The following is a 26,457-nucleotide window of genomic DNA, read 5'->3' as shown; positions in this document are numbered from 1 at the left end:
CGCATATTCTAAGGATTATCGGGGAATTTGCAAATCTCTTTTTCGGCCACCCATCGGCCGGCGCGGAGAGCGCGGGAAGCACACGGTCCGCCCGCCGGCCGACGGAGCGAAACCGCCGGCGTGGCCAGCGGCCGCGCGTCCGATCAAAGCTTGGGCATGCCCCCCGGGAACATACTGCCCATGCCTCGCATCATCTTGGCCATGCCGCCCTTGGCGGTGACCTTCTTCATCATCTTCTGCATCTGCTTGTGCTGCTTGATCAGCCGGCCGACGTCCTGCACCTGGGTACCGGAGCCAAGGGCGATGCGGCGCTTGCGCGAGCCGCTGATCATTTCCGGATCGCGCCGTTCGCCGGGCGTCATCGAGTTGATGATCGCCTCCATCTGCTTGAACTGTTTCTCCGCAGCACCCTGGGCATTGCCCATCTGCGCCAGGTTGACCCCGCCGAGCATCGGCAGCTTGTCCATGAGCCCGCCGAGGCCGCCCATGTTCTTCATCTGTTGCAACTGGTCGCGGAAGTCTTCCAGGTCGAAGCCCTTGCCCTTCTTGATCTTCTTCGCCAGCTTCTCGGCCTTGTCGCGGTCGAGGTTCTGCTCGGCCTGTTCGATCAGGCTGAGCACGTCGCCCATGCCGAGGATGCGCGAGGCCACGCGGTCGGGATGGAACGGATCGAGCGCTTCGCTCTTTTCGCCCATGCCGAGGAACTTGATCGGCTTGCCGGTGATCGCCCGCACCGAGAGCGCGGCACCACCACGCGCGTCGCCGTCGACCTTGGTCAGGACCACGCCGGTCAGCGGCAAGGCGTCATTGAAGGCCTTGGCGGTGTTGGCGGCATCCTGGCCGGTCATGGCATCGACCACGAACAGGGTTTCCGCCGGCTTGATCGCCGCGTGCACCTGCTTGATCTCGTCCATCATGTCGGCATCGATGTGCAGGCGGCCTGCGGTATCGACGATCACCACGTCGATGAACTTCAGCCTCGCCTCGCGGATCGCCGCCTCGGCGATGGCCACCGGCTTCTGGCTGACGTCGGAAGGGAAGAAGGTTACGCCGACCTCGCCCGCCAGGGTTTCCAGCTGCTTGATAGCGGCGGGTCGGTAGACGTCGGCGGAAACCACCATCACCGACTTCTTCTTGCGTTCCTTAAGGAAGCGCGCCAGCTTGCCCGCGGTGGTGGTCTTGCCCGCGCCCTGCAGGCCGGCCATCAGGATCACCGCCGGCGGCGCGACGCTCAGCGCCAGGTCCTCGTTGGCCGCCCCCATCAGCTCCTCGAGCTCGGCGCGGACGATCTTCACGAACGCCTGTCCCGGGGTCAGGCTCTTCGAGACCTCGGTACCGACGGCGCGCTCCTTGACCTTGTTGACGAAGTCCTTGACCACCGGCAGGGCCACGTCGGCCTCGAGCAGGGCCATGCGCACTTCGCGCAGAGTGTCCTTGATGTTGTCCTCGGTCAGCTTGGCCTTGCCGGTGACATGGCGAAGCGTCTGCGAGAGGCGGTCTGTAAGGTTTTCGAACATGCGCGATCCTTCCACGGGGGTTGCGGCAAGCGGCGGATTATAACCAAGAGCGCGTCGCGGGACACGCGATGAAAGACGGAGTGTGTGTCCGGCGACGACCGGAGGCCAGCCTCAAGTCCTTGATTTGCCGATGCGTTCCGTCTTTGCCGAAGCGACCGCCGGACCATGAGGTCGCGGCGCCCGCGGCAGGCGGTCCGCCAACCCGGCCACAGGTACGAGAGAACTGTTCGCAACGGCTTTCTCGCGACGCTCGATCTATGCCAAACTCCCATCCTTTCGGGCCCGCGATTACAAGGACTTATGCATCCCCTGCTGCCCAGCCTCATCGCTGCTGTTCTCTATCTCGGCACCGCCGCCTACCAGGGTGCCTGTGTGTCCAAGCGCACCGCGCCGGGCAAACCCCTGCTGCTCCTGTTCGGACTCCTGGCACTGGTCGCCCACGCCTTCAGCCTCTACCAGCAATTGCTGACCCCGGCCGGCCTGGTGCTGGACTTCTTCAACGCCGCCAGCCTGATCGCCGCCGCGGTAATTCTCCTGACCCTGCTGGCGACCTTGCGGATACCGGTGGAGAACCTGCTCCTCCTTCTATTCCCGCTGGGCGCCCTCACCACCCTGCTGGCGGTACTCATCCCCCACGGCACCGTCGAGCCGATCAACGAACAGCCGGGCATCCTGGCCCACATCCTGCTCTCGATCCTGGCCTACGGCCTGCTCACCATCGCGGTGTTCCAGGCGCTCTTGCTGCTGCTCCAGGACTACCGCCTCAAGCACAAGCATCCGTCCGGGCTGATCCGCAACTTCCCGCCCCTGCAAACCATGGAAAGCCTGCTGTTCGGCTTCCTCTGGGGCGGCTGGTCGCTGCTTTCGCTGTCGCTGCTGTCCGGATGGCTGTTCGTCGACAACCTGTTCGCCCAGCACCTGGCGCACAAGACCATCCTGTCCTGCTTCGCCTGGGTGGTCTTCGCCGTGCTCCTCTGGGGTCGCCACCAGCTCGGCTGGCGGGGCCACAAGGCGATCCGCTGGACCCTGGCCGGTTTCTGCCTGTTGATGTTGGCGTACTTCGGCAGCAAGCTGGTGCGGGAATTCATCCTGCACATCTGATGGGCCTCCTTCATGGATGAGCTGCACCCCGGGTACCTGGTCGGCCTGCTGGTTCTCTTGGTCGCCTGCTCGGCGTTCTTCTCCTGCGTCGAGACCGCCCTGCTCAACCTCGACCGTTACCGCCTGCGCCTGCAGGCCAAGCAAGGCCTGCGCGGGGCCCGGCGCAGCAGTTGGCTGCTGCTGCACGACGACCGCCTGCGCGGCACCCTGTTGTTCGGCCGCACCCTGGTCAACGTCAGCGCCGCCGCCCTGGCCAGTTGGGCCGCGCTGCGCCACTGGGGCGTCATCGGCCTGGCCGTCGCCATCCCCGGCATGACCCTGCTCCTGCTGCTGTTCGGCGCCCTGCTGCCGCGCCGCTACGGCGCCCTTCGCTCGGAACGCGTCGCCCTGCCGCTCAGCCTGCCGCTCCTGATCCTGCAGCGCCTGTGCTGGCCCCTGCTGTGGCTACTGACCCTGCTGAGCAACGCGCTGCTGCGCCTGCTCGGCGTCGCCGCGGCGGAACAGGACGACAGCGGACGCAGCCGCGACGAAGAGGCCCTGCATCCGGCCGACAACCCCCAGGCCAGCGAGGTCAACCGGCATGACATGCTGCTCGGCCTGCTGGACCTGGAGAAGGTCACGGTCAACGACCTGATGATCCCGCGCAACGAAATCGAAGGCATCGACCTCGACGACGAACTCGAGGTCATCGTCGAGCAGTTGCGCACCACCAGCCACACCCGCCTGCCGGTCTACCGCGACGACGTCAACCAGATCGAAGGGGTCGTGCACATGCGCCAGATCGCGCGCCTGCTGACCCAGGGCCGCCTGACCAAGGAGAATCTCCGCCAGGCCTGCATGGAGCCGTATTTCGTGCCGGAAAGCACGCCGCTGTCGACCCAGCTGGTGAACTTCCAGAAGGAGAAGCGCCGTATCGGCGTGGTGGTCGACGAATATGGCGAGGTGATCGGCATCGTCACGCTGGAGGACATCCTCGAAGAGATCGTCGGCGACTTCAACGACCTCGACAGCCTCGACAACCCGGATATCCAGGCCCAGGAGGACGGCAGCTTCGTCATCGACGGCAGCGCCAACCTGCGCGAGCTGAACAAGTCGCTTGGCTGGCAATTGCCCTGCGACGGCCCGAAGACCCTCAACGGCCTGGTCACCGAAGCCCTGGAGCAGATCCCCGATTGCGCGGTGTGCCTGCGCATCGGCCCCTACTGCCTGGAAATCCAGCAGTCGGCGGAAAACCGTGTGAAAAGCGTGCGCGCCTGGCATCCCCGCGCGCTGACCCCGCTGGTCGAAAGCGACGCCAGCGTCTGATCCGGGATTGTCGAACCGGCCCCGCGGCGCTCTATAATCGACCCCAGCTTATCCAGCCCTGCCGCCGGTTCCGCCGCTACCCGCAGCCCGAGCCCCGGCCAGTCACCCGCCAGTCCCGCCTGCCCGCCCGGCCCCGATGCCGACGGTACCAGCCGGCGCACGGCGCGCAGCCCCATCCTCCCTGCGCGACCGATCTCGTCCGCCCCACCCGGGCGCCGCGCCGCCGCATCGGCGCACTGGCCATAACCATCCGGCCGCACGGAAGCACTCCGTCGTGCCCCGACTGCCAGGGACCTTCCCACCATGACCGCCGCCACCCTCGCCGCCGACGCCGCTCCGGAACCGGCCAACTCGACCACCCGGGTCGCAGTCGCCAGCTTCATCGGCACCGCCATCGAGTTCTACGATTTCTACGTCTATGCCACTGCCGCCGCCCTGGTGATCGGTCCGGTATTCTTCCCGCAGACATCCGGCACCGCGCAGATGCTCAGCGCCTTCCTCACCTTCGGCATCGCCTTCCTCGCCCGTCCGCTGGGCTCGGCGCTGTTCGGCCACTTCGGCGACCGCATCGGGCGCAAGTCGACCCTGGTCGCCTCGCTGCTGCTGATGGGGGTATCCACCACCCTGATCGGCGTCCTCCCCGGCTACGACAGCATCGGCTACTGGGCGCCGTTGCTGCTCTGCGTGCTGCGCTTCGGCCAGGGCCTCGGCCTCGGCGGCGAGTGGGGCGGCGCCGCGCTGCTGGCCACGGAGAACGCGCCGGCCGGCAAGCGCGCCTGGTTCGGCATGTTTCCCCAGCTCGGCCCGTCGATCGGCTTCCTCGCCGCCAACGGCCTGTTCCTGGCCCTGGCGATGCTGCTCAGCGAGGAGCAGTTCCGTGAGTGGGGCTGGCGGATCCCGTTCCTGCTCAGCGCGGCGCTGGTCGTGGTCGGCCTCTACGTACGCCTGAAGCTGGCGGAAACCCCGGTGTTCGCCAAGGCCATGGCCAAGCACGAGAGGGTCCGCCTGCCGATCGCCGAGCTGTTCGCCCAGCACTGGCGGCCGACCCTGCTCGGCGCCCTGGCGATGGTGGTGTGTTATGCGCTGTTCTATATCTCCACGGTGTTCTCGCTGAGCTACGGGGTGGCCAGCCTCGGCTTCAGCCGCGAGGAGTTCCTTGGTCTGCTGTGCCTCGCGGTGCTCTTCATGGCCGCCGCCACGCCGCTGTCGGCCTGGCTCAGCGACCGCTTCGGACGCAAGCCGGTACTGCTGCTCGGCAGCCTGGCGGCGATCGCCTCCGGCTTCGCCATGGAGCCGCTGCTCAGCCAGGGCTCGACGTTCAGCGTCGCCCTGTTCCTCTGCATCGAGCTGTTCCTGATGGGGGTCACCTTCGCCCCGATGGGCGCGCTGCTGCCGGAAATATTCCCCACCCACGTGCGCTACACCGGCGCGTCGGCGGCCTACAACCTGGGCGGCATTCTCGGCGCCTCGGTGGCGCCCTATATCGCCCAGAAGCTGGTCGGCATCGGCGGCCTGGGCTGGGTCGGCGGCTACGTCTCCGCAGCGGCGCTGCTCAGCCTGCTGGCGGTGCTGTGCCTGAAGGAAACCCGCGACAACGACCTCGGCGCAGTGTCCTGAGTCTCGCTCAGACTACCGCGACGCCGCCCTTCTCCCTCGCCGCCAACCAGTCGGCGAGGGCCCCGGCCCAGACCTGGTAGCCCAGCTGCGACGGATGAAAGCCGTCGATGGCCAGGTAGCCCGGAAGCAGGTCCAGCGAGATCGGGCAGTAGCCGGCGCCGGTCGCGCCAGCGAGATCGCACAGCGCCTCGTCGAGCAGCCGCCCGCGCCACCCCAGCAGGGCCCGCAGCAACCCGGGCAAGGCGGAAAAATGCTGCAGCGGCGGCACCGCGGTGCAGGTCACCTGCGCGCCGGCCGCCTGGAAGCCGTCGATCAGGGCCGCGCAGTCGGCGCGCCAGCGTTCGAGGGAGCGCAGGCTGGTGGTGTCATTGACGCCGAAGACCAGGATCACCTGGTCGAAGAAACGTCCCGCCACCTGCGGTAGCAAGCGTTCGCGCGCCTCGCCGCTGGTGATACCGTTCTCGCCCAGCGCCTGCCAGGCCACCGGGCGCCGCAGACGCTCGCCCAGCGCCGCGGCCAGGCGGCCGGCCAGGGCGTAGTCCAGGCAACTGGCGCCGACCCCGGCCACTGTCGACTCACCGAACAACAGCAAGCGCAGCGGCTCTTCGGCACCGGACCCACCGACCAGCCCTTCGCGAGGTCCCGCCGCGGGCGCCAGGCGCAAGGCTCGGCGGCGGGTGCGGATAGCCAGCGGCACCGCCAGCGGCAGCAACGGCAGAGCCGCCGCCCACCAGGCCAGCGTTGCCAGCCGGCGCATCTCAGAGTTCGACGCGAACCGCCTGGGCGGCCCGGGTCGCCTTGGCGCGGGCGGCGTCGATCGACTCGTCGCGCGCCAGGGCCACGCCCATCCGCCGCTGGCCATCCACTTCCGGCTTGCCGAACAGGCGTAGCGCCGTATCCGCCTCGCTCAGCGCGGCGCCGAGGTTGGCGAAAGCGACCTGCCGGGACTTGCCTTCCACCAGGATCACCGCCGAGGCCGACGGGCCGAGCTGGCGGATCACCGGGATCGGCAGGCCGAGGATCGCCCGCGCGTGCAGCGCGAACTCGGAAAGATCCTGGGAAATCAGGGTCACCAGGCCGGTATCGTGCGGACGCGGCGACACCTCGCTGAACCACACCTGGTCGCCCTTGACGAACAGTTCGACGCCGAACAGCCCGCGTCCGCCGAGGGCCTCGGTCACTGCCCGGGCGACCCGCTCGGACTCGGCCAGGGCCTGCGCGCTCATCGCCTGCGGCTGCCAGGACTCGTGGTAGTCACCCTTGACCTGGCGGTGACCGATCGGCGCGCAGAAAGTGGTGCCGTCGACGTGGCGCACGGTGAGCAGGGTGATTTCGTAGTCGAAATCGATGAAGCCCTCGACGATCACCCGGCCCTTGCCGGCGCGCCCGCCTTCCTGGGCATAGTCCCAGGCCGCCTGCAGGTCGTCGGGGCCTTTCAGGACGCTCTGGCCCTTGCCCGACGAACTCATGATCGGCTTCACCACGCAGGGGTAGCCGACGCGCTCGACGCCACGGCGGTAGTCCTCGAAGGTATCGGCGAAGTGATAGGGCGAGGTCGGCAAGCCGAGCTCCTCGGCAGCCAGCCGGCGGATACCCTCGCGGTTCATGGTCAGTTGCGCGGCGCGGGCGGTGGGCACCACGGTGTAGCCTTCGGCCTCCAGCTCGACCAGGGTCGCGGTGGCGATGGCCTCGATCTCCGGCACGATGTAGTGCGGCTTCTCCTGCTCGATCACCGCGCGCAGGGCGGCGCCGTCGAGCATGCTGATCACGTGGCTGCGATGTGCCACCTGCATGGCCGGCGCGTTGCCATAGCGATCGACGGCGATCACTTCGCAACCCAGGCGTTGCAGCTCGATGGCGACTTCCTTGCCCAGCTCGCCGGAGCCACAGAGAAGGACGCGGGTCGCGCTCGGCGACAGGGGGGTACCGATACGGGTCATGGAAGAACCTCGGAAATGAAAGAAAACGGAATCCGCTTCAGGCGGAACCGCTGACCAGCCCTTGCGCCTTGGCGCGCTCGAAACAGCGACCGAGCACCTCGCGGCGCTCGTCGTTGCTCATCAGGCCCCAGCGGGTGATCTCGGCCGCCGTGCGCTGGCAGCCGATACAGATGTCCTGCTCGTCCAGCGCGCAGACATGCACGCAGGGCGAAGCCACCGGTCGCTCGTTCACGCCGGGTCCTCGACGAGGTCGCGGGCGTAACGGCGGGCATTGTGCACATAGTGGGCGGCGCTGGCCTCGAGCATCTTCTTCTGCGGCTCGCTCAGCTCGCGCACTACCTTGCCCGGCGAGCCCATCACCAGCGAGCCGTCGGGAATCTCCTTGCCCTCGGGAATCAGCGCGTTGGCGCCGATGATGCAGTACTTGCCGATCTTCGCCCCATTGAGGATCACCGCGTTGATCCCCACCAGGCTGTAGTCGCCCACGCTGCAACCATGCAGCATGGCGTTGTGGCCGACGGTGACGCCCTTGCCGAGGGTCAGCGGATAGCCCATGTCGGTGTGCATCACCGAGCCGTCCTGGACGTTGCTGTGCTCGCCGATATGGATCAGCTCGTTGTCGCCGCGCAGCACCGCGCCAAACCAGACGCTGGCGCCGGCATCCAGGCGAACCTTGCCGATCACCGCTGCGCTGGGCGCGATCCAGCTGTCGGGATGGGTTTCGACGCGGGCATCGCCCAGGCGGTATTTCATCGCGATCTCCTCATGGCCGGGGTCTGCGCCCCGTCGGTCAACTCAGTTTGATGAACGAAGCCGGCGGCGTGTGCAGGTCGATGGGGTCGTCGTACAGCAGGTTGACCAGCTCCACCACCATGATGGCCGTCAGGCCCCAGATCTTGAACTCGCCGAAGCGATAGCTGGGCACGTACCAGCTGCGGCCGAAGTAGTCGATACGGTGGGTGACCTCGCGCGGGTCGTCGCGAAAGAAACTCAGCGGCACGTTGAACACCGCGGCGATCTCACCGTCGTTGGGCTGGTACTCGACGAAGTCGGGAATGAAGGCGACATAGGGAGTGACCTCGATACCATGCCGCGAGACCAGGGTGCTCAGCGGCCCGACCACTTCCACCAGGCCCGGCGGCAAGGCGATCTCCTCCTCCGCCTCGCGCAGGGCGGTGCGCACCAGGTCGGCATCTTCCGGGTCGCGCCGCCCGCCGGGGAAGGCGACCTCGCCGCCATGGGTGGACAAACCGGCGGCGCGCAGTGTCAGCACCAGCTCCGGATCGTCGCTGCGGGTGATGGGCACCAGCACGGCCGCTTGGGGGAAGCGCTGGTCGGTATCCAGTTGACGGGGGCGGTGCGCCTCGATGCGTTGGCGCAGCTCGTCGAGCGTGCAGTTCATACTGCCGGGGTTTCCGAGGTCTTGTCGTTTCCCCGAGATCATGGCACGAAAGCCCCGGCCAGCCCACCCCTCCCGCACGAGGCCTTGTCGCCTCCCGGCCAGCCGAGCAAGATAGGCCTTTCCCCGAAGAAGAACCTGGCATGAAATTCTGCAGCCTGTGCGGCGCCACGGTGGTCCAGCGCATCCCGGACGGCGACAACCGCCTGCGCTACGTCTGCGACGCCTGCCACACCGTGCACTACCAGAACCCGCGTATCGTCGCCGGCAGCCTGCCGGTGTGGGACGGCCAGGTCCTGCTCTGCCGTCGCGCCATTGCGCCGCGCCTGGGCTACTGGACGCTGCCGGCCGGCTTCATGGAGAACGGCGAGACCCTCGCCCAGGCGGCGGCCCGCGAGACAGAGGAAGAAGCCAACGCGCGGATCGGCGACCTGCAGCTCTATACCCTTTTCGACCTGCCGCACATCAGCCAGGTCTACCTGTTCTTCCGCGCCGAGCTGCTCGACCTGGATTTCTCCGCCGGCGATGAAAGCCTGGAGGTGCGGCTTTTCGACGAAGCGGAGATTCCCTGGTCGGAGCTGGCTTTTCCGACCATCGGCCGTACCTTAGAATGCTACTTCAGCGACCGCCGCGAAGGCTGCTTCCCGGTGCGCAACGAAGCCATTGCACCTATGCTGGCTTCCTATAAGAAAGACTGAACGCCAAACACTCGAACACCGCCGCCGTTGCGGCTCAAGGGAACATCGGGGATTTCACTTCCATGCGCTGGTTGCTTGCTTTGCTGTGCTTGACCTTCGCCAGTCTGACCCAGGCCAATGCCGCGCCGAGCCTGGAAGGCAAGGTGGACAAGGTCCTGGTGCTCAAGTCCGAGCGAAAACTGCTGCTCCTCAACAAAGGCAACGTCCTGAAAAGCTACCGTGTCTCGCTGGGCAAGCGCCCGACCGGCCCGAAGCTGGCCGAAGGCGACAACCGCACCCCGGAAGGCTTCTACTGGATCGACTGGCGCAAGACCAGCAACAACTACAACCTCTCCATGCACATTTCCTACCCCAACGCCCGCGACGTGGCCAAGGCCCGGGAAAAGGGCCTGCCGGCCGGTGGCATGATCATGATCCACGGCACCCCGCTGGATGACGAATACCCGGAGTGGTACTTCTCCACCCTGGACTGGACCAATGGCTGTATCGCCATGAACAACACCGACATGCGCGAAGTCTGGAGCGTGGTGAAAGACGGCACGCTGATCGAGATCCGCCCCTGACAGAACCAGGCTGATACCACTCGTCAGCCGTCAGCCACGCCAGGAACGCCGCCGCGAGATTTTCCGGCGGCGTTTTCTTTTATCCGTCAAACCCTTGCATCCCTTACTCAGGCCGAGTCAATCGACGGGACGGCTGGCTGACGCGTGCGCGACGCACAACTGGCATTGACGTGGTATTCAAGTGGTATTAGTTTTCCCAGCATTACCGGGCGACAACAACACAATCCGCATCGGAACCTCTCATGAAGACAGCCCACGACCTGCTCCTGGCCCTGCGTCCCGACGAGGCGCAACCCACCCCCCTCTATCTGCAGCTGGCGCGCAATCTCGAGAGCGCGATCCATGCCGGCCAGTGGAAAGCGGAGGAAGCGCTGCCCTCCGAACGCAACCTCAGCGAAACCCTGAACATTTCCCGCGTCACCGCGCGCAAGGCCCTCGAAGTACTCTTCGAGCAGGGCCTGATCCGCCGCAACCAGGGCTCCGGCACCTTCATTACGCCGCGTCTCGAACAACCGTTGTCGCGACTCTCCAGCTTCAGCGAGATGCTCCGCCTGAAAGGCTTCACCCCCGGCTCCACCTGGCTGGAACGCGGCATCGCCCTGCCCACCCACGACGAACTGATCCGCCTCGGCCTCTCGCCGACCGAGAAGGTCGCGCGCATGAAGCGCCTGCGCAAGGCCGACGGCACAGTGATGGCGATCGAGAACAGCACCCTGCCGGCGCGCCTGCTGCCGGACCCGACAGCGGTCGGCGATTCCCTCTACGAATACCTGGACGGCATCGGTCGCCCGGTGGTCCGCGCCCTCCAGCACGTGCGCGCGATCAACGCGTCCGCGTCCGATGCCGCGTTGGTCGGCATCGCGCCGGGCACCGCGATGCTGCTGATGACCCGGATCGGCTACCTCGAGGACAACACCCCGATCGAGCTGACCGACACCTACTGCCGCAACGACTACTACGACTTCGTCGCCGAACTGCGACGCTGACCGACACGGAGCCGCCATGCTCGAAGGCAACATTCTCACCCCGCAAGGCTGGGTCCTCGGCCGCCTGCACATCCAGGACGGGCGTATCCAGCGGATCGAAGGCGAGCCCTGCGATCCGGCCGGCAACGCCGATCCGTACCTGCTGCCAGGCTTCATCGACCTGCATGTGCACGGCGGCGGCGGCCGCGACATCATGGAAGGCGGCGACGCCTTCGCCACCATCGCCCGCACCCACCGGCGCTTCGGCACGACCTCGCTGCTGGCCACCACCATGACCGCACCGCGCGAGGAGATCGCCGACATCCTCAGCCAGCTCGGCGCTTACTGCCGCCGCTCGCTGGAGGGCGGTTCACGGATACTCGGCGTGCACCTGGAAGGCCCCTACATCAACTCCGGCAAGCTCGGCGCGCAGCCCAACTTCGCCCATGCCGCGGTGCTCGAGGAAGTCGAGGACTACCTGCGCCGCGCGCCGATCCGGGTGATCACCATCGCCCCCGAGATCGCCGGACACCGGCCGCTGATCCGCGCCCTCGCCGAGCGCGGCGTACGCCTGCAGATCGGCCATACCCTGGGCAGCTACGAGGACGGCGTGGCCGCACTGGAAGCCGGCGCCAGCAGCTTCACCCACCTCTACAACGCGATGACCGGCCTGCACCACCGCGAACCGGGTATCGTCGGCGCGGCCCTGGCCCACGCACGCTACGCCGAGCTGATCCCCGACCTGCTGCATGTCCATCCCGGCGCCATCAGGGTGGCCCTGCGTTCGATCCCGTGCCTGTACTGCGTGACCGACTCCACCGCCGCCGCCGGCATGCCCGACGGCCAGTACAAGCTCGGCAGCCACACGGTGACCAAGTGCCTGGGCGGCGTGCGCCTGCCCGACGGCACCCTGGCCGGCAGCACCCTGACCATGGACCAGGCGCTGCGCAACCTGGTGAAGATCGGCCTGCCCCTGGCCGAAGCCTCGCAACGCCTTTCGCAATTCCCCGCCGATTACCTCGGCCTCGCCGAGCGCGGCCGCCTGGCGCCCGCAGCCTGGGCCGATGTGGTGCGCCTGGATCGCTCCCTGGAACTCGACGCCGTGATGGTGGAAGGAGAACTCGAATGACTTCGCTGATGCTCGAGGAAGCGCTCTCCGCCGCCGCGGTGGCGAGCCGTCAACTGGCCGTGCTCGACGCTTGCCTGCCGGCGCTTGGCCAGCGCCTGCGGGAGGTCGATCCGAACCTGGCGCTGACCGTCGCGCGCGGCAGCTCCGACCATGCCGCCAGCTACTTCGCCTACCTGGCCATGCAGCACGCCGGCTTGCCGGTGGCCTCGCTGCCCATGTCGGTAGTGACCCTGAACCGCTCGCCGCTGCGTGTCGCCGGGCAGGCCGTCTTCGCTTTCTCGCAGTCAGGACAGAGCCCCGATCTCGTGGACAGCCTGCGCATCCTGCGCGAACGCGGCGCCCTGGGCATCGCCCTGGTGAATGCCGAAGATTCGCCGCTGGAAGCCGCCAGCGAATTCGTCGTGCCGCTCTGCGCCGGCACCGAGCGCAGCGTCGCAGCGACCAAGAGCTTCATCGCCACGCTCAGCGCCAGCGCCCGCCTGCTCGCCCACTGGCAGCGCGACAATGCCCTGCTGGCCGCCGGCCAGGGCCTGGCGGCCGGGCTGGAGCAGGCCGCCAGGCTCGACTGGTCGCCGGCCATCGAGGCCCTGCGCGACTGCCAGCGGCTGATGGTGATCGGTCGCGGCGCCGGCTACGCCATCGCCCAGGAGGCCGCGCTGAAATTCAAGGAAACCTCGGCGATCCAGGCCGAGGCCTTCAGCAGCGCCGAGGTCCGCCATGGACCGATGGCGCTGGTCGAGGAGCGCTATCCGCTGCTGGTGTTCGCTCCCCGCGGCCCGGAGCAGGAAGGCCTGCTGGCGCTCGCCGAGGATATGCGCCAACGCGGTGCGCAGGTATTGCTCGCTGCCCCGGACGACATCGCCGAACGCGACCTGCCGCTGCAGCGCGCCGCGCATCCGGCGCTCGATCCGATCCTGGCGATCCAGAGCTTCTACGTCATGGCCGCCGGCCTGGCCGAAGCCCGCGGCATGGACCCGGACCAGCCACGGCACCTGAGCAAAGTCACCCGAACCCACTGAGCCTGAGCGCGCGCCCATGAACAACAAGAATCTCGCCCTCAAAGCGCCCCTGAGCGGCCCCGTGATGCCGCTCAACCGAGTACCCGACCCGGTGTTTTCCAGCGGCACCCTGGGCGAAGGCATCGCCATCGACCCACTCAACGACTGCCTGCACGCGCCCTGCGCCGGGCTGGTCAGCCACCTGGCGCGAACCCGCCACGCGCTCAGCCTGCGCGCCGACAACGGTGCCGAGCTGCTGCTGCACGTCGGCCTCGATACCGTACAGCTGCAAGGCGAAGGCTTCGAGGCGCTGGTCGAGGAAGGTGCGCGGGTGATCGAGGGCCAGCCGCTGCTGCGCTTCGACCTGGACCGCGTCGCCCGCGGCAGCCGCAGTCTGATCACGGTGATGATCCTGACCAACGGCGACGGCTTCCAGGTACGCCCGCTGACCACCAACCCGGTGGAGGTCGGCGCGCCGCTCCTGCAACTGAGTCCGGAGAAGGCCGAGCAACGTCCGGCCAATCCCGCGCCTGGCGAAGGCTCCGCGCAGCGCCAGGTCCGCGGGCGGGCGCGGGTCGCCCATCATGGCGGTCTGCACGCACGCCCGGCAGCGCTGCTACGGAAGACCGCGCAGGGCTTTTCCAGCCAGGCCGAACTGCACTTCGCCGGGCAGGTGGCCAGCGTCGACAGCCTGGTCGGCATCATGGGCCTGGGGGTCGCCGAACAGGACGAGGTAGAGGTGATCTGTCGCGGCGAAGACAGCGAGGCGGCCCTCGACGCCCTGCTCGCGGCCCTCGCCAGCGCCACCGCGGGGGCTCCGAAGGAGGCCCCGCGCGCCATCGCCCCGGGCGAGCCGGCGCGACCTGCGGCTGTCGCCGGTACCCTGGCCGGCGTCTGCGCTTCGCCCGGCCTGGCCAGCGGTCCCCTGGCGCGGCTCGGCGCCATCAGCCTGCCGGCGGATGACGGCCGGCATCGTCCCGAGGAACAGCACCTCGCCCTGGACCAGGCCCTGCAACGGGTGCGCGACGACGTACAGGGGAGCCTGCAGCAGGCCAGGCTCGGCGGCGACGAGAACGAAGCGGCGATCTTTTCCGCGCATCTCGCGCTGCTGGAAGACCCGGGTCTGCTGGACGCCGCCGACATGCTGATCGACCAGGGCGTCGGCGCCGCCCACGCCTGGCACCGGGCGATTCAGGCCCAGTGCGAGATTCTCCAGGCGCTGGGCAACCTGCTGCTGGCCGAGCGCGCCAACGACCTGCGCGACCTGGAAAAACGCGTGCTGCGGGTGCTGCTCGGCGACACCGCACCGTTGCGGGTGCCTGCTGGGGCCATCGTCGCCGCCCGGGAGATCACCCCCTCCGACCTCGCGCCGCTGGTGGATGCCGGCGCGGCTGGCCTGTGCATGGCCGAAGGCGGCGCCACCTCCCACGTGGCCATCCTCGCCCGTAGCAAGGGCCTGCCGTGCCTGGTGGCGCTCGGCGCCGGGCTGCTGGAGCTGGAGGAAGGCCGGCAGGTAGTACTGGACGCCGGCCAGGGCCGGCTGGAACTCAGCCCCGACGCTCGACGCCTGGAGCAGGTCGCCTTGCAAGTGGCGCAGCGCGAGGAACAACACCGCCGCCAGCAGGCCGATGCGCAGCGCGAGGCGCTCACCCGCGACGGCCGGCGCATCGAGATCGGCGCCAACGTCGCCTCGCCGCGCGAGGCCGCCGAAGCCTTCGCCAACGGCGCCGACGGGGTCGGCCTGCTACGCACCGAGTTTCTCTTCCTCGAGCGCCGCGCCGCGCCCGACGAAGAGGAGCAGCGCAACGCCTACCAGGAGGTCCTGGACGCCATGGGCCAGCGCAAGGTGATCATCCGCACCATCGATGTCGGCGGCGACAAGCACCTCGACTACCTGCCGCTGCCGGTGGAAGAAAACCCAGCACTGGGCCTGCGCGGCATCCGCCTCGGCCAGGCGCGCCCGGAGCTGCTCGACCAGCAGTTGCGCGCGCTGCTGAGGGTCGAACCACTGGAACGCTGCCGGATACTGCTGCCGATGGTCAGCGAGGTCGACGAACTGCGCGCCATCCGTCGCCGCCTCGACGAGCTGGCCACGCAGTTGGGGATCGAGCGCCTGCCCGAACTCGGGGTGATGATCGAAGTGCCCTCCGCCGCCCTGCTCGCCGATCAACTGGCCGAACACGCCGACTTCCTCTCCATCGGCACCAACGACCTGTCGCAGTACGCCCTGGCCATGGACCGTTGCCACGCCGGCCTGGCCGACCGCATCGACGCCCTGCACCCGGCGCTGCTGCGGCTGATCGCCCAGACCTGCGCCGGAGCAGCCCGCCACGGCCGCTGGGTCGGCGTCTGCGGTGCGCTGGCCTCGGACCCGCTGGCGACACCGGTACTGGTCGGCCTCGGGGTCGAGGAATTGTCCGTCGGGCCGAACCTGGTCGGCGAGATCAAGACCCGGGTGCGCCAGCTCGACGCCGCTGAATGCCGCCGCCACGCCCAGGCGCTACTGGACCTGGGCAGCGCCCGGGCGGTGCGCGACGCCTGCCTGCAACACTGGCCGCTGGCCTGACAAGAACAATCGGAGACCACCGCCATGCCCCCGTTCCTGATCGAAAGCCTGCAACGCCTGGGCCGCGCCCTGATGCTGCCGATCGCGATCCTGCCGATCGCCGGCCTGCTGCTGCGCCTGGGCGACGTCGACCTGCTCGACATTCCGCTGGTCCACGACGCCGGCAAGGCGATCTTCGCCAACCTGGCGCTGATCTTCGCCATCGGCATCGCCGTCGGTTTCGCTCGCGACAACAATGGCACCGCCGGCCTCGCCGGCGCCATCGGCTACCTGGTGATGATCTCGGTGCTCAAGGTGATCGATCCGGGCATCGACATGGGCGTGCTCTCCGGCATCATCAGCGGCCTGGTGGCGGGCGCCCTGTATAACCGCTTCAAGGACGTGAAGCTGCCGGAATACCTGGCGTTCTTCGGCGGCCGCCGCTTCGTGCCGATCGCCACCGGGATCAGCGCGGTCTGCCTGGGCCTGCTGTTCGGGGTGATCTGGCCACCGCTGCAACAGGGCATCAACGGCCTCGGCCAACTCATGCTGGAAAGCGGCAGCTTCGGCGCCTTCGCCTTCGGCGTGCTGAACCGCCTGCTGATCGTCACCGGGTTGCACCACATCCTCAACAACCTGGTGTGGTTCGTCTTCGGTAGCTTCACCGACCCGGAAACCGGGCGCGTCGTCACCGGCGACCTGGCGCGCTATTTCGCCGGCGACCCGAAGGGCGGCCAGTTCATGGCCGGGATGTTCCCGGTGATGATGTTCGGCCTGCCCGCCGCCTGCCTGGCGATGTACCGCAACGCCCGTCCGGAGCGGCGCAAGCTGATCGGCGGGCTGCTCCTGTCGATGGCCTTGACCGCCTTCCTCACCGGCGTCACCGAGCCGGTGGAGTTCGCCTTCATGTTCCTCGCGCCGCTGCTCTACCTGCTGCATGCGCTGCTCACCGGCCTGTCCATGGCCCTCACCGACCTGCTCGATATCCGCCTCGGCTTCACCTTCTCCGGTGGCGCCATCGACCTCGCCCTGGGCTGGGGCCGTTCCACCCACGGCTGGATGCTCTGGCCGCTGGGCCTGCTCTATGCCGGCATCTATTACCTGGTGTTCGACTTCTGCATCCGCCGCTTCAACCTGAAGACCCCGGGCCGCGAAGACGACGCGAGCAGCGAATCGGGCGACAACGCCGAAGCCGAGCGCGCCCCGGCATTCATCCGCGCCCTGGGTGGCGCAACCAACCTCGAAGTGGTGGACGCCTGCACCACGCGCCTGCGTCTGCGCCTGGTCGACCGCGACAAGGCCTCGGACGCCCAGCTCAAGGCCCTCGGTGCGATGGCCGTGGTACGTCCGGGCAAGGCCGGCAGCCTGCAGGTGGTGGTCGGCCCACAGGCCGACAGCATCGCCGACGAGATCCGCCGCGCCCTGCCCTTCGATACGCAACCGGGCGAAGCCGTACCGCCGCTGGGCAGTCCGAACGCAGCCGAAGAGGTGGTGTCGATGCAGGCCACCGTCGACGCCGCCGAAGCCCAGGCCTGGCTCGGCGCCCTCGGCGGCGCCGGCAACCTGCGCGAGGTACGGGACGTCGCACTGACCCGCCTGCGGGTCAGCGTGGCGGACGAACGCAAGCTGGCCACCGAGCAACTGCGTCGTCTCGGCGGACAGGGCGTCAGCTCCCTCGCCGGCGGCATCTGCCATATCCTGGTGGGCCCCCGCGCCGCGGCCCTGAGCCAGGCCCTGCAACCGCTGCTGCGGCGCTGACGGCAGGAGGGCTGGACCTCGGCCAATCGGCGGATAACCGCCAAGCGGTTATTCGCCCTACGCCACAGCTCCCCCGTTCGGGTTCGATAATCGCGAAGCGGTTGTTCGCGCCACGCCACAGCCCCGGGTCGGGCTCTCCCCGTGAGGCGGATAACGAAAAGGGCGGCAACTGGCCGCCCTTCTTGCTTGTCCGAGGAAAACTCAGAAGACCATGTCGGTCAGGCGCCAGACTTCGTAGGCCGGGGTCTCATAGGGATGCGCCGCCTTCAGCGCCTTGACGCTGGCGTGGATGAGCTCGTCGGCCACCACCAGCTCCACTTTCCACTCCGCCACGTGCTCGACCTGGCCGACCTGGCCCAGGTAGGGTTGGCTACCGTCCAGGGGCCGGAACTGGCCCTGGCCAAGGGACTGCCAGCAGCAACTGTCGTACGCCCCGATGCGCCCGCCACCCGCGGCGAACACCGCTTGCTTGACGACATCCAGATGGCTCTCAGGCACATAGAAACACAGCTTGTACATCGTTTTCTCCGCACGAATCGAATGCTGCACGAGGCGGTCGGTGGTTGTGCGACTGCCGACGCCAAATAATGGCACTTTGCCTTGACATGATGAATATTTGACGCTGCCTTTACGACAGATAAGCGCAACATTTGTTCGCTCGTCACAACACCTTCGTGCGGGCGTTCACAGATTTACGCTCAGCCGCGGAAACGCCGCCACCTGGCCTTCAGCCCGGAGGCGGAAGGCGCATGGCTGCCGTCGCAATACGGCAGGTCGGCGGAGCGCCCGCAGCGGCACAACAGCAACAGGCGCTCGCGGGTCGCGTGGAGCGTCAGGCCGTTGCGGCAGTCGGCGGGACAATCGGGAAGCGAAGCCGAAGCCCCGCAGGTACAGAGCCGCAAGGTGTCGCCGGGAGAGACCCGGCGAACCTCGGGAAGAAGGTCGGGCGACGAGTTGGAGTCCGCATCGCCCGCCATGCCGGATCAGTCCACCCAGACCCGGGCGTTGCGGAACATGCGCAGCCAGCCGCCGTCTTCCTGCCAGTCGTCCGGACGCCAGGAATTCTGCACGGCGCGGAACACCCGCTCGGGGTGCGGCATCATGATGGTGACCCGGCCGTCGCGGCTGCTCAGCCCGGTGATGCCGCGCGGCGACCCGTTGGGGTTGGCCGGGTAGGCTTCGGTGACCTTGCCGTGGTTGTCGACGAAACGCAGCGACACGCAGCCGGAAAGGTCGGCCTCGAGCAACGCTTCCTCCGACTCGAACTCCGCATGGCCTTCGCCATGGGCGATGGCGATCGGCAGGCGCGAACCGGCCATGCCCTGCAGGAAGATCGACGACGACTCCTGCACCTGGACCATCGCCACCCGCGCCTCGAACTGCTCGGAACGGTTGCGCACGAAGTGCGGCCAGAACTCGGTGCCGGGAATCAGCTCGTGCAGGTTGGACATCATCTGGCAGCCGTTGCAGACGCCGAGGGCGAAGCTGTCCTTGCGCGCGAAGAACGCCTGGAAGCCGTCGCGGGCGCGGGCGTTGAAGAGGATCGACTTGGCCCAGCCCTCGCCGGCGCCGAGCACGTCGCCGTAGGAGAAGCCACCGCAGGCCACCAGGCCCTTGAAGGCGTCCAGGTCGACCCGCCCGGCGAGGATGTCGCTCATGTGCACGTCGATCGCGGCGAAGCCGGCGCGGTCGAACGCCGCGGCCATCTCCACCTGGCCGTTGACGCCCTGCTCGCGGAGGATCGCCACTTTCGGCCGCACGCCCTTCTTGATGTAGGGCGCGGCGATGTCGTCGTTGACGTCGTAGCTGAGCTTGATCGACAGCCCGGGGTTGTCTTCGTCCAGCAGCGCGTCGAACTCCTGCTCGGCGCAGTCGGCGTTGTCGCGCAGACGCTGGATCTGGTAGCTGGTCTCGCTCCAGATGCGTTGCAGGATGCGGCGCTGGGCGCTGTAGACGGTCTCGCCGTTGTAGTTCAGGTTGATCTCGTAGCCGTTGACCGGCTGGCCGATCACCGCCACGCAGTCGTCGAGACCGGCGGCGCTGAACTGCGCGAGGACTTCCGGAGTGGCGCCCTCGCGAACCTGGATCACCGCGCCCAGTTCCTCGCTGAACAACACGGCCGCCAGCTCTTCGCGGCTATCGGCCAGGGCATCGAGGTTCAGCTCGACGCCGCAGTGACCGGCGAAGGCCATCTCCAGCACGCTGGTGATCAGGCCGCCGTCGGAACGGTCGTGGTAGGCGAGGATATGGCCGTCGGCATTGAGTCCCTGGATCACCGCGAAGAAGGCTTTCAGGTCCTCGGCGTCGTCGACGTCCGGCACGGCGCGGCCGAGCTTGCCGTGGACCTGGGCCAGGATCGAGCCGCCGAGACGGTTCTTGCCGCGGCCGAGATCGATCAGGATCAGGTCGGTCTCGCCCTTGTCCAGGCGCAGTTGCGGGGTCAGGCTCTGGCGCACGTCGGCGACCGGGGCGAAGCCGGTGACGATCAGCGAGACCGGAGAAGTGACGCTCTTGTCCTCGCCATTGTCCTGCCAGCGGGTCTTCATGGACATCGAGTCCTTGCCCACCGGGATGGTGATGCCCAGTTCCGGGCACAGTTCCATGCCCACGGCCTTGACCGTGTCATACAGGCGCGCGTCCTCGCCGGGGTGGCCGGCGGCGGCCATCCAGTTGGCGGAAAGCTTGATGTCGGACAGCTTGCCGATACGCGCGGCAGCCAGGTTGGTGACCGTCTCGCCGATGGCCATGCGTCCGGAAGCCGGGGCGTCCAGCAGCGCCAGCGGGGTACGTTCGCCCATCGCCATGGCCTCGCCGGTGTAGACGTCGAAGCTGGTGGCGGTGACGGCGCAGTCGGCCACCGGCACCTGCCAGGGCCCGACCATCTGGTCGCGGGCCACCAGCCCGGTGATGGTGCGGTCGCCGATGGTGATCAGGAAGCTCTTGCTGGCCACGGCGGGATGGCGCAGGACGCGCTCGACGCTTTCCTGCAGCTCCAGCCCGGCGGCGTCGAAATCGTCGCCCAGCTCGGCCTCGCGGGTAACCGCGCGGTGCATGCGCGGCGCCTTGCCGAGCAGGACTTCCAGCGGCATGTCCACCGGTTTGTTGTCGAAATGGCTGTCGGCGACGGTCAGCTGGCGCTGCTCGATGGCCTCGCCGACCACCGCGAACGGGCAGCGCTCGCGCTCGCAGATGGCCTTGAAGGTCTCGAAGTCGGCGGCGTCCACCGACAGCACGTAGCGCTCCTGCGACTCGTTGCACCAGATTTCCAGCGGGCTCATGCCCGGCTCGTCGTTGGGCACCGCGCGCAGCTCGAAGCGACCGCCGCGGCCGCCGTCGTTGATCAGTTCCGGCAGGGCGTTGGACAGGCCGCCGGCACCGACGTCATGGATGAAGCTGATCGGGTTGCGCTCGCCGAGCTGCCAGCAGCGGTCGATCACTTCCTGGCAACGTCGCTCCATTTCCGGGTTGTCGCGCTGCACCGAGGCGAAGTCGAGGTCGGCGGAGCTGGCGCCGGTGGCCATCGAAGAGGCGGCGCCGCCGCCCAGGCCGATCAACATGGCCGGGCCGCCAAGGACGATGAGCTTGGCGCCGACGCTGATCTCGCCCTTCTGCACGTGTTCGTCGCGAATGTTGCCCATGCCGCCGGCGAGCATGATCGGCTTGTGGTAGCCGCGCACTTCCTCGCCGTGAGGGGTAGCGATCTTCTGCTCGAAGGTACGGAAGTAGCCGGTCAGCGCCGGACGGCCGAACTCGTTGTTGAACGCGGCGCCGCCCAGCGGGCCCTCGATCATGATGTCCAGCGCGGTGACGATGCGCTCGGGCTTGCCGTAGGGCACTTCCCAGGGCTGTTCGAAACCGGGGATCTGCAGGTTGGACACGGTGAAGCCGGTCAGGCCGGCCTTCGGCTTGGCGCCGCGGCCGGTGGCGCCCTCGTCGCGGATCTCGCCGCCGGAACCGGTGGAGGCACCGGGGAACGGCGCGATGGCGGTCGGGTGGTTGTGGGTCTCCACCTTCATCAGGATCTGCACCGGCTCGCGGCTGGCGGCGTATTCGCGGGTCTGCGGATCGGGGAAGAAACGCCCGGCGACATGGCCGACGATGACCGCGGCGTTGTCCTTGTATGCGGACAGCACGCCTTCGCGGTTCATCTCGTAGGTGTTCTTGATCATGCCGAACAGGCTCTTGTCCTGGGCCTGCCCGTCGATGTCCCAACTGGCATTGAAGATCTTGTGCCGGCAATGCTCGGAGTTGGCCTGGGCGAACATCATCAGCTCGACGTCGTGCGGGTTGCGCCCCAGTTCGCCGAAGCTCTTCAGCAGGTAGTCGATCTCGTCCTCGGCCAGGGCCAGGCCCAACTCGACGTTGGCCTTCTCCAGCGCGGCGCGACCGCCGCCAAGCACGTCGACGGCGGTGAGCGGGCGGGGCTGCGCATGGCTGAACAGCTCGGCGGCGCCTTCCAGGCGGTCCAGCACCAGTTGGGTCATGCGGTCATGCAGGCGGGCGGCGACCTGCTGGGCGTCGCTCTCGGACAGTTCGCCCTGCACATAGTAGGCAATGCCGCGCTCCAGCCGGTCGATCTTCGCCAGGCCGCAGTTGCGGGCGATGTCGGAGGCCTTGCTCGACCACGGCGAGATGGTGCCGAAGCGCGGCACCACCAGGAACAGCCGTCCGCTGGGCTCCTGCACCGGCACGCTCGGGCCGTATTTCAGCAGCCGCGCCAGCACCTGCTCCTCGTCGGCGGTGAGCGCGCCGGTGACGTCGGCGAAATGCGCGAACTCAGCGTACAGCCCGGTAACGGCAGGTACGTGCTGGGTCAGTTGCTCGAGCAGTTTGCCGTGGCGGAAAGCGGAAAGGGCGGGAGCGCCGCGCAGGATCAGCATTGTCGGAACAGCCTCTGGAGACGGGAAGGTGTGGGGGCCGGCCGGGCCGGCCCGCAGAGGCCGTGCATTCTACCGTAAAGCACCGTCCGGCGGCACCCGCGCCGATGGCTATCGCATAGCCCTCCATCGGATCCGCGGCGGCCCGCTTCGAAACACTTCGAGAACGGCGCCGCAGCGCTCTGCGACGGGGCAAGCGAAACGGCGGACGAACGGTATCCCGGCGATAGCAGAGAAGGTCCCGGCTGTCGAGATATGGCGCCGTCTCGCCTTTGCGTATACTGCGCCGATGTTTGCCCTGACCGCGTACCGCTTACGTTGCGCCGCCTGGCTGTTGGCGACCGGCATCTTTCTGCTGCTTGCGGGCTGTAGCGAGGCGAAAGCCCCTACCGCCCTGGAGCGCGTGCAGAAGGAGGGCGTACTGCGCGTGATCACCCGCAACAGCCCGGCCACCTACTTCCAGGACCGCAACGGCGAAACCGGCTTCGAATACGAACTGGCCAAGCGCTTCGCCGAGCGTCTCGGCGTCGAGCTGAAGATCGAGACCGCCGACAACCTCGACGACCTCTATGCCCAGCTTTCCCGCGAGGGCGGCCCGGCGCTCGCCGCGGCCGGCCTGACCCCGGGACGCGAAGACGACGCCAGCGTGCGCTACTCGCACACCTACCTCGACGTAACCCCGCAGATCATCTACCGCAACGGCCAGCAGCGCCCGACCCGCCCGGAAGACCTGGTCGGCAAGCGCATCATGGTGCTCAAGGGCAGCAGCCACGCGGAGCAGCTCGCCGAGCTGAAGAAGCAGTATCCCGAACTGAAGTACGAAGAATCCGATGCTGTCGAAGTGGTCGACCTGTTGCGCATGGTCGACGTCGGCGACATCGACCTGACCCTGGTCGACTCCAACGAACTGGCGATGAACCAGGTGTACTTCCCCAACGTCCGCGTCGCCTTCGATTTCGGCGAAGCCCGCGGGCTGGCCTGGGCCTTGCCGGGGGGCGACGACGACAGCCTGATGAACGAGGTCAACGCGTTCCTCGACCAGGCCAAGAAGGAAGGCCTGCTGCAACGCCTGAAGGACCGTTACTACGGGCATGTCGACGTACTCGGCTACGTCGGCGCCTACACCTTCGCCCAGCACCTGCAGCAACGCCTGCCGCGCTACGAAAGCCACTTCAAGCAGAGCGGCAAGCAGCTGGATACCGACTGGCGCCTGCTCGCCGCCATCGGCTACCAGGAATCGCTGTGGCAGCCCGGCGCTACCTCCAAGACCGGCGTGCGCGGCCTGATGATGCTGACCAACCGCACCGCCCAGGCGATGGGGGTGTCCAACCGGCTCGACCCGAAGCAGAGCATCCAGGGCGGCAGCAAGTATTTCGTGCAGATCCGCAGCGAACTGCCCGAGAGCATCAAGGAACCGGACCGCAGCTGGTTCGCCCTGGCCGCCTACAACATCGGCGGCGCGCACCTGGAAGACGCGCGCAAGATGGCCGAGAAGGAAGGCCTCAACCCGAACAAGTGGCTGGACGTGAAGAAGATGCTGCCGCGCCTGGCGCAGAAGCAGTGGTACGCCAAGACCCGCTACGGCTATGCGCGCGGCGGCGAGACCGTGCACTTCGTACAGAACGTGCGGCGCTACTACGACATCCTCACCTGGGTGACCCAGCCGCAGATGGAAGGCAGCCAGATCGCCGAGAGCGGGTTGCACCTGCCCGGCGTGAACAAGACGCGCCCGGAAGAAGACAGCGGCGACGAGAAACTCTAGCCGCCCCCTCCCCTCAGGATTCTCCGTCGCTTGCCAGCCAGGCGGCGTGCTCGCGCACATCGGTCGGCCAGCCGGCGATCCGCTCGGCGAAGCCCTCGCGATCCCCGGCGAACAGCGCACGCGTCGCCTCCTCGAAGCCCGGCAGGTCGCCGGCCATCGCATTCATGAAATGGTAGGCGCGCTCCTGCGCCTGCCGCGCACGCCCGGACTGGCTGCGGCGCGCCTCCTCGACCAGCTTGCGCAGCGCCACCGAGGCGCCCCCGGGCTGCGCGGCGAGCCATTCCCAGTGGCGCGGCAACAAGGTCACCTCGCGCGCCACCACGCCCAGCTTCGGCCGCCCGCGCCCGCGCGGCGCGGCCTCCTCCGCCGGTTGCCGCTCGCCTGCGACGACCAGGCGCGCCAGCAGGTCCTCGCTGGAACCACGGATATCGAGATCGACGGAGCGCCCAGTGGCATTGTCGAATACCAGCAGCGGTCCGGCTGCACCGCCGGCGACCGCTTGCTTCAAGGCCAGCGCGACCTCCGGCAGCGCCGCCGTCAGCAGCCGGCGCGTGCCGTCGAAGCAGGTGAAGGATTGGATGTATGGATCATTGGCCATGACAGGCTCCCATGGATGGAACGCCCGAATAATACCCGGATATAAATAGAGCAACAATATTATCCGGATAAAATAAATCCCATGAAAAAGGCCGCCCTATGGCGGCCTCTTCCGGCAGCGATGACCTACCAGCCGGCCGGCAGCAGGTTCATGGCGCTACAAATGGCGTAGGCGGCGCTGGCCAGGTAGATCGTCACGATCACCGCCTGGATCGCCGGATGGGCGATCCAGCCGCATTTCCAGGCCGGCTCGAAGTCGCCGTTCCTACGCGCCGAGCGCAGCATCAGGATCGGCATGATCGAGAGAATCACCCCGCTGAAGGCCCCGGCGAAGTACAACGCGTTGACGAAGCCGACCAGCCCGCTGTAGGCCAGGACGAACGGCGGCAGCGCGACGATCGCCAGCACCAGCAGGCGGGTCTTCGGCCGGTTCTCCGGACCGAGCTTGTGGAACTTGTCGAAGATGTTGGTCAGGAAGCTACCGCCCAGGCCCCAGTAGGACGTCAGCATGGCGCACAGGGCGAAGGTGTTGGCGGTGAAGAAGGCCCATTCGCCGAGCGCCTTGCCCCAGGCCAGGGTGGCGACTTCGGACTGGTTCTCCAGGCCGGTCAGGGCGATCACCGAGAGCGGCACGATGCTGAGCAGGACGAAGGTGGTCAGCATCCCGGTGATCACCGCCTTCGGCAGGCGCTCCGGGGCGTGGCTGAAACCACGGGCCATCTCCGGGACGATGTACTGGGCGGAGAAGCAGAACACCGCGATGTTGAATACCGGCACCATGTAGATCCAGTCGCCGTCGAGCAGACGGGCGAACTCGGTATTGTCGTTGAGCAGGGTGGCCGCCACCAGGATCAGGATCATGCTGACCATGCCGATGCTGATGAACTTCTCGCCCTTGCCGATGGCGCTCAGCCCCAGGTACAGCACGCCGGCGGCCGGAATGAAGAACAGCACGCTGCCCAGGGCCGGGCTGATACCGAAGAAGGCGCTGAGGATCTTGCCGCTGCCGCTCATGTAGGCGATCAGCGCGCCGATGCTGTTGACCGCTACGGACAGGAAGATCGCCCAGGCGCCGAAGGAGCCGACATAGCGCTGGGCAAGGCCGCTCAACTGGTTGTGGGTGCGCGTGCGCAGGGCGGTTTCCGAGACGTAGAGCATGGAAATGGTGGTGAACAGGCCGGCCACCGCCAGCCAGAGCAGCAATGGCATGAAGCCGGCCTTGCGGCTGGCGTAGGCCATGGACAGCACGCCTGCGCCGATGTTGGTTCCGACGATCATCGCCACCGCCTCGAGGAACGTCAGGCGCTTGACCTCCAGTCCCGAGGAATCGACGGCTTCCGCCCCGGCGTGATCCTGATACTGCTGGACCCGGGTATCACTCATGACAACAACTCCCTGCATTTCGAATTGGCATTGTGCGGGAGGCGGCCAGGACCGCCGTACCGATGGCCTTCTTCGAGGACAATGCAGGGCCGGGAATCGCGGACGCCTCCGGACCGGCCGCGCTTTTCGGCTGCGCGGTCCGGCGGGGGTATCCGCAGGCGGGCTCGCTCTCACCTGAAGCCATTGCCTGCGGGCCGCTTGCTCAAGCGGCCGTGCAAAATATCACACAATTCGACGAAGGAAGCGCGCGGCGACTACGACTTTACGCCTATGCCGATCGTCCGAAATATCCGGATAAATAAT

The 26,457-nt window shown here is 67.6% G+C and carries 23 protein-coding genes; 12 read left to right on the top strand and 11 right to left on the bottom strand.

What is annotated here, in order from left to right; all coding sequences use genetic code 11:
• Window positions 1-143: 143 nt before the first annotated feature.
• Window positions 144-1,517, bottom strand: coding sequence for a signal recognition particle protein (ffh, locus tag ACI766_RS06170; RefSeq protein ID WP_003092645.1), 1,374 nt, complete (start codon window positions 1,515-1,517; stop codon window positions 144-146).
• A gap of 300 nt (window positions 1,518-1,817) precedes the next feature.
• On the opposite strand from ffh, the gene ACI766_RS06165 reads away from it, so the two are divergent.
• From ACI766_RS06165 to ACI766_RS06155, 3 genes are all read left to right on the top strand, one after another.
• Window positions 1,818-2,618, top strand: coding sequence for an inner membrane protein YpjD (locus ACI766_RS06165; protein ID WP_003092649.1), 801 nt, complete (start codon window positions 1,818-1,820; stop codon window positions 2,616-2,618).
• Window positions 2,619-2,630: 12 nt separating this feature from the next.
• Complete coding sequence (locus ACI766_RS06160) at window positions 2,631-3,923, top strand: HlyC/CorC family transporter (protein ID WP_003111904.1); 1,293 nt, start codon at window positions 2,631-2,633, stop codon at window positions 3,921-3,923.
• Window positions 3,924-4,226: 303 nt separating this feature from the next.
• On the top strand, window positions 4,227-5,540 hold the full coding sequence (locus tag ACI766_RS06155) for an MFS transporter (protein WP_003113829.1): 1,314 nt from the start codon (window positions 4,227-4,229) through the stop codon (window positions 5,538-5,540).
• A 7-nt stretch (window positions 5,541-5,547) separates the two neighbouring features.
• On the opposite strand, the gene ACI766_RS06150 is transcribed toward ACI766_RS06155, so the two are convergent.
• From ACI766_RS06150 to ACI766_RS06130, 5 genes are read right to left on the bottom strand one after another with little or no spacing between them, the layout of a single operon-like run.
• Entirely contained in the window at window positions 5,548-6,297 is a 750-nt protein-coding gene (locus ACI766_RS06150; RefSeq protein WP_003122122.1) for an SGNH/GDSL hydrolase family protein, read from the bottom strand.
• A gap of 1 nt (window position 6,298) precedes the next feature.
• Window positions 6,299-7,480 carry a formate-dependent phosphoribosylglycinamide formyltransferase gene (gene purT / locus ACI766_RS06145; RefSeq protein ID WP_003092658.1) on the bottom strand — a complete coding sequence of 394 codons (1,182 nt, stop codon included), beginning with the start codon at window positions 7,478-7,480 and terminating at the stop codon, window positions 6,299-6,301.
• 37 nt (window positions 7,481-7,517) lie between these two features.
• Window positions 7,518-7,712 (bottom strand): DUF1289 domain-containing protein, encoded by a 195-nt coding sequence (locus ACI766_RS06140; protein ID WP_003092660.1) that lies wholly within the window; start codon window positions 7,710-7,712, stop codon window positions 7,518-7,520.
• Entirely contained in the window at window positions 7,709-8,233 is a 525-nt protein-coding gene (locus tag ACI766_RS06135; RefSeq protein WP_003092662.1) for a gamma carbonic anhydrase family protein, read from the bottom strand. The genes ACI766_RS06140 and ACI766_RS06135 overlap by 4 nt, the downstream gene beginning before the upstream one ends.
• 37 nt (window positions 8,234-8,270) lie before the next feature.
• Window positions 8,271-8,882: a CoA pyrophosphatase gene (locus ACI766_RS06130; protein WP_003092664.1), complete on the bottom strand. Its 612-nt coding sequence runs from the start codon at window positions 8,880-8,882 to the stop codon at window positions 8,271-8,273.
• Between the two features lie 140 nt (window positions 8,883-9,022).
• Here ACI766_RS06130 and ACI766_RS06125 point away from each other — a divergent pair, with 140 nt between their 5' ends.
• The 7 genes from ACI766_RS06125 to nagE all read left to right on the top strand — a co-directional run bounded on the left by ACI766_RS06125 (window position 9,023) and on the right by nagE (window position 17,535).
• Window positions 9,023-9,577, top strand: a complete 555-nt coding sequence (locus ACI766_RS06125) for an NUDIX hydrolase (protein ID WP_003092665.1) — start codon at window positions 9,023-9,025, stop codon at window positions 9,575-9,577.
• 62 nt (window positions 9,578-9,639) lie between these two features.
• A complete protein-coding gene (locus tag ACI766_RS06120; protein ID WP_003092667.1) occupies window positions 9,640-10,140 on the top strand; it encodes a L,D-transpeptidase family protein in 501 nt (166 codons plus the stop codon).
• A 242-nt stretch (window positions 10,141-10,382) separates the two neighbouring features.
• Window positions 10,383-11,126, top strand: a complete 744-nt coding sequence (locus tag ACI766_RS06115) for a GntR family transcriptional regulator (protein WP_003092669.1) — start codon at window positions 10,383-10,385, stop codon at window positions 11,124-11,126.
• Between the two features lie 16 nt (window positions 11,127-11,142).
• Window positions 11,143-12,234 carry an N-acetylglucosamine-6-phosphate deacetylase gene (gene nagA / locus ACI766_RS06110; RefSeq protein ID WP_003113826.1) on the top strand — a complete coding sequence of 364 codons (1,092 nt, stop codon included), beginning with the start codon at window positions 11,143-11,145 and terminating at the stop codon, window positions 12,232-12,234.
• Window positions 12,231-13,253, top strand: coding sequence for an SIS domain-containing protein (locus ACI766_RS06105; protein ID WP_003119309.1), 1,023 nt, complete (start codon window positions 12,231-12,233; stop codon window positions 13,251-13,253). Before nagA ends, ACI766_RS06105 begins: the two co-directional genes overlap by 4 nt.
• A 16-nt stretch (window positions 13,254-13,269) precedes the next feature.
• Window positions 13,270-15,798, top strand: coding sequence for a phosphoenolpyruvate--protein phosphotransferase (ptsP, locus tag ACI766_RS06100; RefSeq protein WP_087823906.1), 2,529 nt, complete (start codon window positions 13,270-13,272; stop codon window positions 15,796-15,798).
• A 24-nt stretch (window positions 15,799-15,822) separates the two neighbouring features.
• Window positions 15,823-17,535, top strand: coding sequence for an N-acetylglucosamine-specific PTS transporter subunit IIBC (gene nagE, locus ACI766_RS06095; protein ID WP_003162429.1), 1,713 nt, complete (start codon window positions 15,823-15,825; stop codon window positions 17,533-17,535).
• 201 nt (window positions 17,536-17,736) lie between these two features.
• On the opposite strand, the gene ACI766_RS06090 is transcribed toward nagE, so the two are convergent.
• The 3 genes from ACI766_RS06090 to purL form a co-directional block, all read right to left on the bottom strand.
• Complete coding sequence (locus ACI766_RS06090) at window positions 17,737-18,054, bottom strand: YqfO family protein (protein ID WP_003092679.1); 318 nt, start codon at window positions 18,052-18,054, stop codon at window positions 17,737-17,739.
• 179 nt (window positions 18,055-18,233) lie between these two features.
• Window positions 18,234-18,512: a CDGSH iron-sulfur domain-containing protein gene (locus tag ACI766_RS06085; RefSeq protein WP_003113822.1), complete on the bottom strand. Its 279-nt coding sequence runs from the start codon at window positions 18,510-18,512 to the stop codon at window positions 18,234-18,236.
• A 6-nt stretch (window positions 18,513-18,518) separates the two neighbouring features.
• Window positions 18,519-22,415 (bottom strand): phosphoribosylformylglycinamidine synthase, encoded by a 3,897-nt coding sequence (gene purL, locus ACI766_RS06080; RefSeq protein ID WP_003104809.1) that lies wholly within the window; start codon window positions 22,413-22,415, stop codon window positions 18,519-18,521.
• Between the two features lie 286 nt (window positions 22,416-22,701).
• Here purL and mltF point away from each other — a divergent pair, with 286 nt between their 5' ends.
• Window positions 22,702-24,174, top strand: a complete 1,473-nt coding sequence (gene mltF, locus ACI766_RS06075) for a membrane-bound lytic murein transglycosylase MltF (RefSeq protein WP_003104806.1) — start codon at window positions 22,702-22,704, stop codon at window positions 24,172-24,174.
• Window positions 24,175-24,187: 13 nt separating this feature from the next.
• On the opposite strand, the gene ACI766_RS06070 is transcribed toward mltF, so the two are convergent.
• Window positions 24,188-24,772: a DUF2239 family protein gene (locus tag ACI766_RS06070; protein WP_003113820.1), complete on the bottom strand. Its 585-nt coding sequence runs from the start codon at window positions 24,770-24,772 to the stop codon at window positions 24,188-24,190.
• 125 nt (window positions 24,773-24,897) lie between these two features.
• A complete protein-coding gene (locus tag ACI766_RS06065; RefSeq protein ID WP_003105913.1) occupies window positions 24,898-26,154 on the bottom strand; it encodes an amino acid permease in 1,257 nt (418 codons plus the stop codon).
• 62 nt (window positions 26,155-26,216) lie between these two features.
• On the opposite strand from ACI766_RS06065, the gene ACI766_RS06060 reads away from it, so the two are divergent.
• Complete coding sequence (locus tag ACI766_RS06060) at window positions 26,217-26,456, top strand: hypothetical protein (RefSeq protein ID WP_152959661.1); 240 nt, start codon at window positions 26,217-26,219, stop codon at window positions 26,454-26,456.
• The last annotated feature ends 1 nt before the right edge of the window (window position 26,457 follow it).

The organism is Pseudomonas sp. DL (assembly GCF_047199225.1).
Taxonomy (GTDB): Bacteria; Pseudomonadota; Gammaproteobacteria; order Pseudomonadales; family Pseudomonadaceae; genus Pseudomonas; species Pseudomonas aeruginosa.
The sequence above is the reverse complement of the archived record's forward strand: the minus strand, read 5'-3'. Positions and strand labels throughout refer to the sequence as shown.

Bases quoted from the DNA above. Each gene is read 5' to 3' on its own strand.
- ffh (WP_003092645.1), bottom strand. From the start codon at position 1,517: ATGTTCGAAAACCTTACAGACCGCCTCTCGCAGACGCTTCGCCATGTC.
- ACI766_RS06165 (WP_003092649.1), top strand. From the start codon at position 1,818: ATGCATCCCCTGCTGCCCAGCCTCATCGCTGCTGTTCTCTATCTCGGC.
- ACI766_RS06160 (WP_003111904.1), top strand. From the start codon at position 2,631: ATGGATGAGCTGCACCCCGGGTACCTGGTCGGCCTGCTGGTTCTCTTG.
- ACI766_RS06155 (WP_003113829.1), top strand. From the start codon at position 4,227: ATGACCGCCGCCACCCTCGCCGCCGACGCCGCTCCGGAACCGGCCAAC.
- ACI766_RS06150 (WP_003122122.1), bottom strand. From the start codon at position 6,297: ATGCGCCGGCTGGCAACGCTGGCCTGGTGGGCGGCGGCTCTGCCGTTG.
- purT (WP_003092658.1), bottom strand. From the start codon at position 7,480: ATGACCCGTATCGGTACCCCCCTGTCGCCGAGCGCGACCCGCGTCCTT.
- ACI766_RS06135 (WP_003092662.1), bottom strand. From the start codon at position 8,233: ATGAAATACCGCCTGGGCGATGCCCGCGTCGAAACCCATCCCGACAGC.
- ACI766_RS06130 (WP_003092664.1), bottom strand. From the start codon at position 8,882: ATGAACTGCACGCTCGACGAGCTGCGCCAACGCATCGAGGCGCACCGC.
- ACI766_RS06125 (WP_003092665.1), top strand. From the start codon at position 9,023: ATGAAATTCTGCAGCCTGTGCGGCGCCACGGTGGTCCAGCGCATCCCG.
- ACI766_RS06120 (WP_003092667.1), top strand. From the start codon at position 9,640: ATGCGCTGGTTGCTTGCTTTGCTGTGCTTGACCTTCGCCAGTCTGACC.
- ACI766_RS06115 (WP_003092669.1), top strand. From the start codon at position 10,383: ATGAAGACAGCCCACGACCTGCTCCTGGCCCTGCGTCCCGACGAGGCG.
- nagA (WP_003113826.1), top strand. From the start codon at position 11,143: ATGCTCGAAGGCAACATTCTCACCCCGCAAGGCTGGGTCCTCGGCCGC.
- ACI766_RS06105 (WP_003119309.1), top strand. From the start codon at position 12,231: ATGACTTCGCTGATGCTCGAGGAAGCGCTCTCCGCCGCCGCGGTGGCG.
- ptsP (WP_087823906.1), top strand. From the start codon at position 13,270: ATGAACAACAAGAATCTCGCCCTCAAAGCGCCCCTGAGCGGCCCCGTG.
- nagE (WP_003162429.1), top strand. From the start codon at position 15,823: ATGCCCCCGTTCCTGATCGAAAGCCTGCAACGCCTGGGCCGCGCCCTG.
- ACI766_RS06090 (WP_003092679.1), bottom strand. From the start codon at position 18,054: ATGTACAAGCTGTGTTTCTATGTGCCTGAGAGCCATCTGGATGTCGTC.
- ACI766_RS06085 (WP_003113822.1), bottom strand. From the start codon at position 18,512: ATGGCGGGCGATGCGGACTCCAACTCGTCGCCCGACCTTCTTCCCGAG.
- purL (WP_003104809.1), bottom strand. From the start codon at position 22,415: ATGCTGATCCTGCGCGGCGCTCCCGCCCTTTCCGCTTTCCGCCACGGC.
- mltF (WP_003104806.1), top strand. From the start codon at position 22,702: ATGTTTGCCCTGACCGCGTACCGCTTACGTTGCGCCGCCTGGCTGTTG.
- ACI766_RS06070 (WP_003113820.1), bottom strand. From the start codon at position 24,772: ATGGCCAATGATCCATACATCCAATCCTTCACCTGCTTCGACGGCACG.
- ACI766_RS06065 (WP_003105913.1), bottom strand. From the start codon at position 26,154: ATGAGTGATACCCGGGTCCAGCAGTATCAGGATCACGCCGGGGCGGAA.
- ACI766_RS06060 (WP_152959661.1), top strand. From the start codon at position 26,217: ATGGCCTTCTTCGAGGACAATGCAGGGCCGGGAATCGCGGACGCCTCC.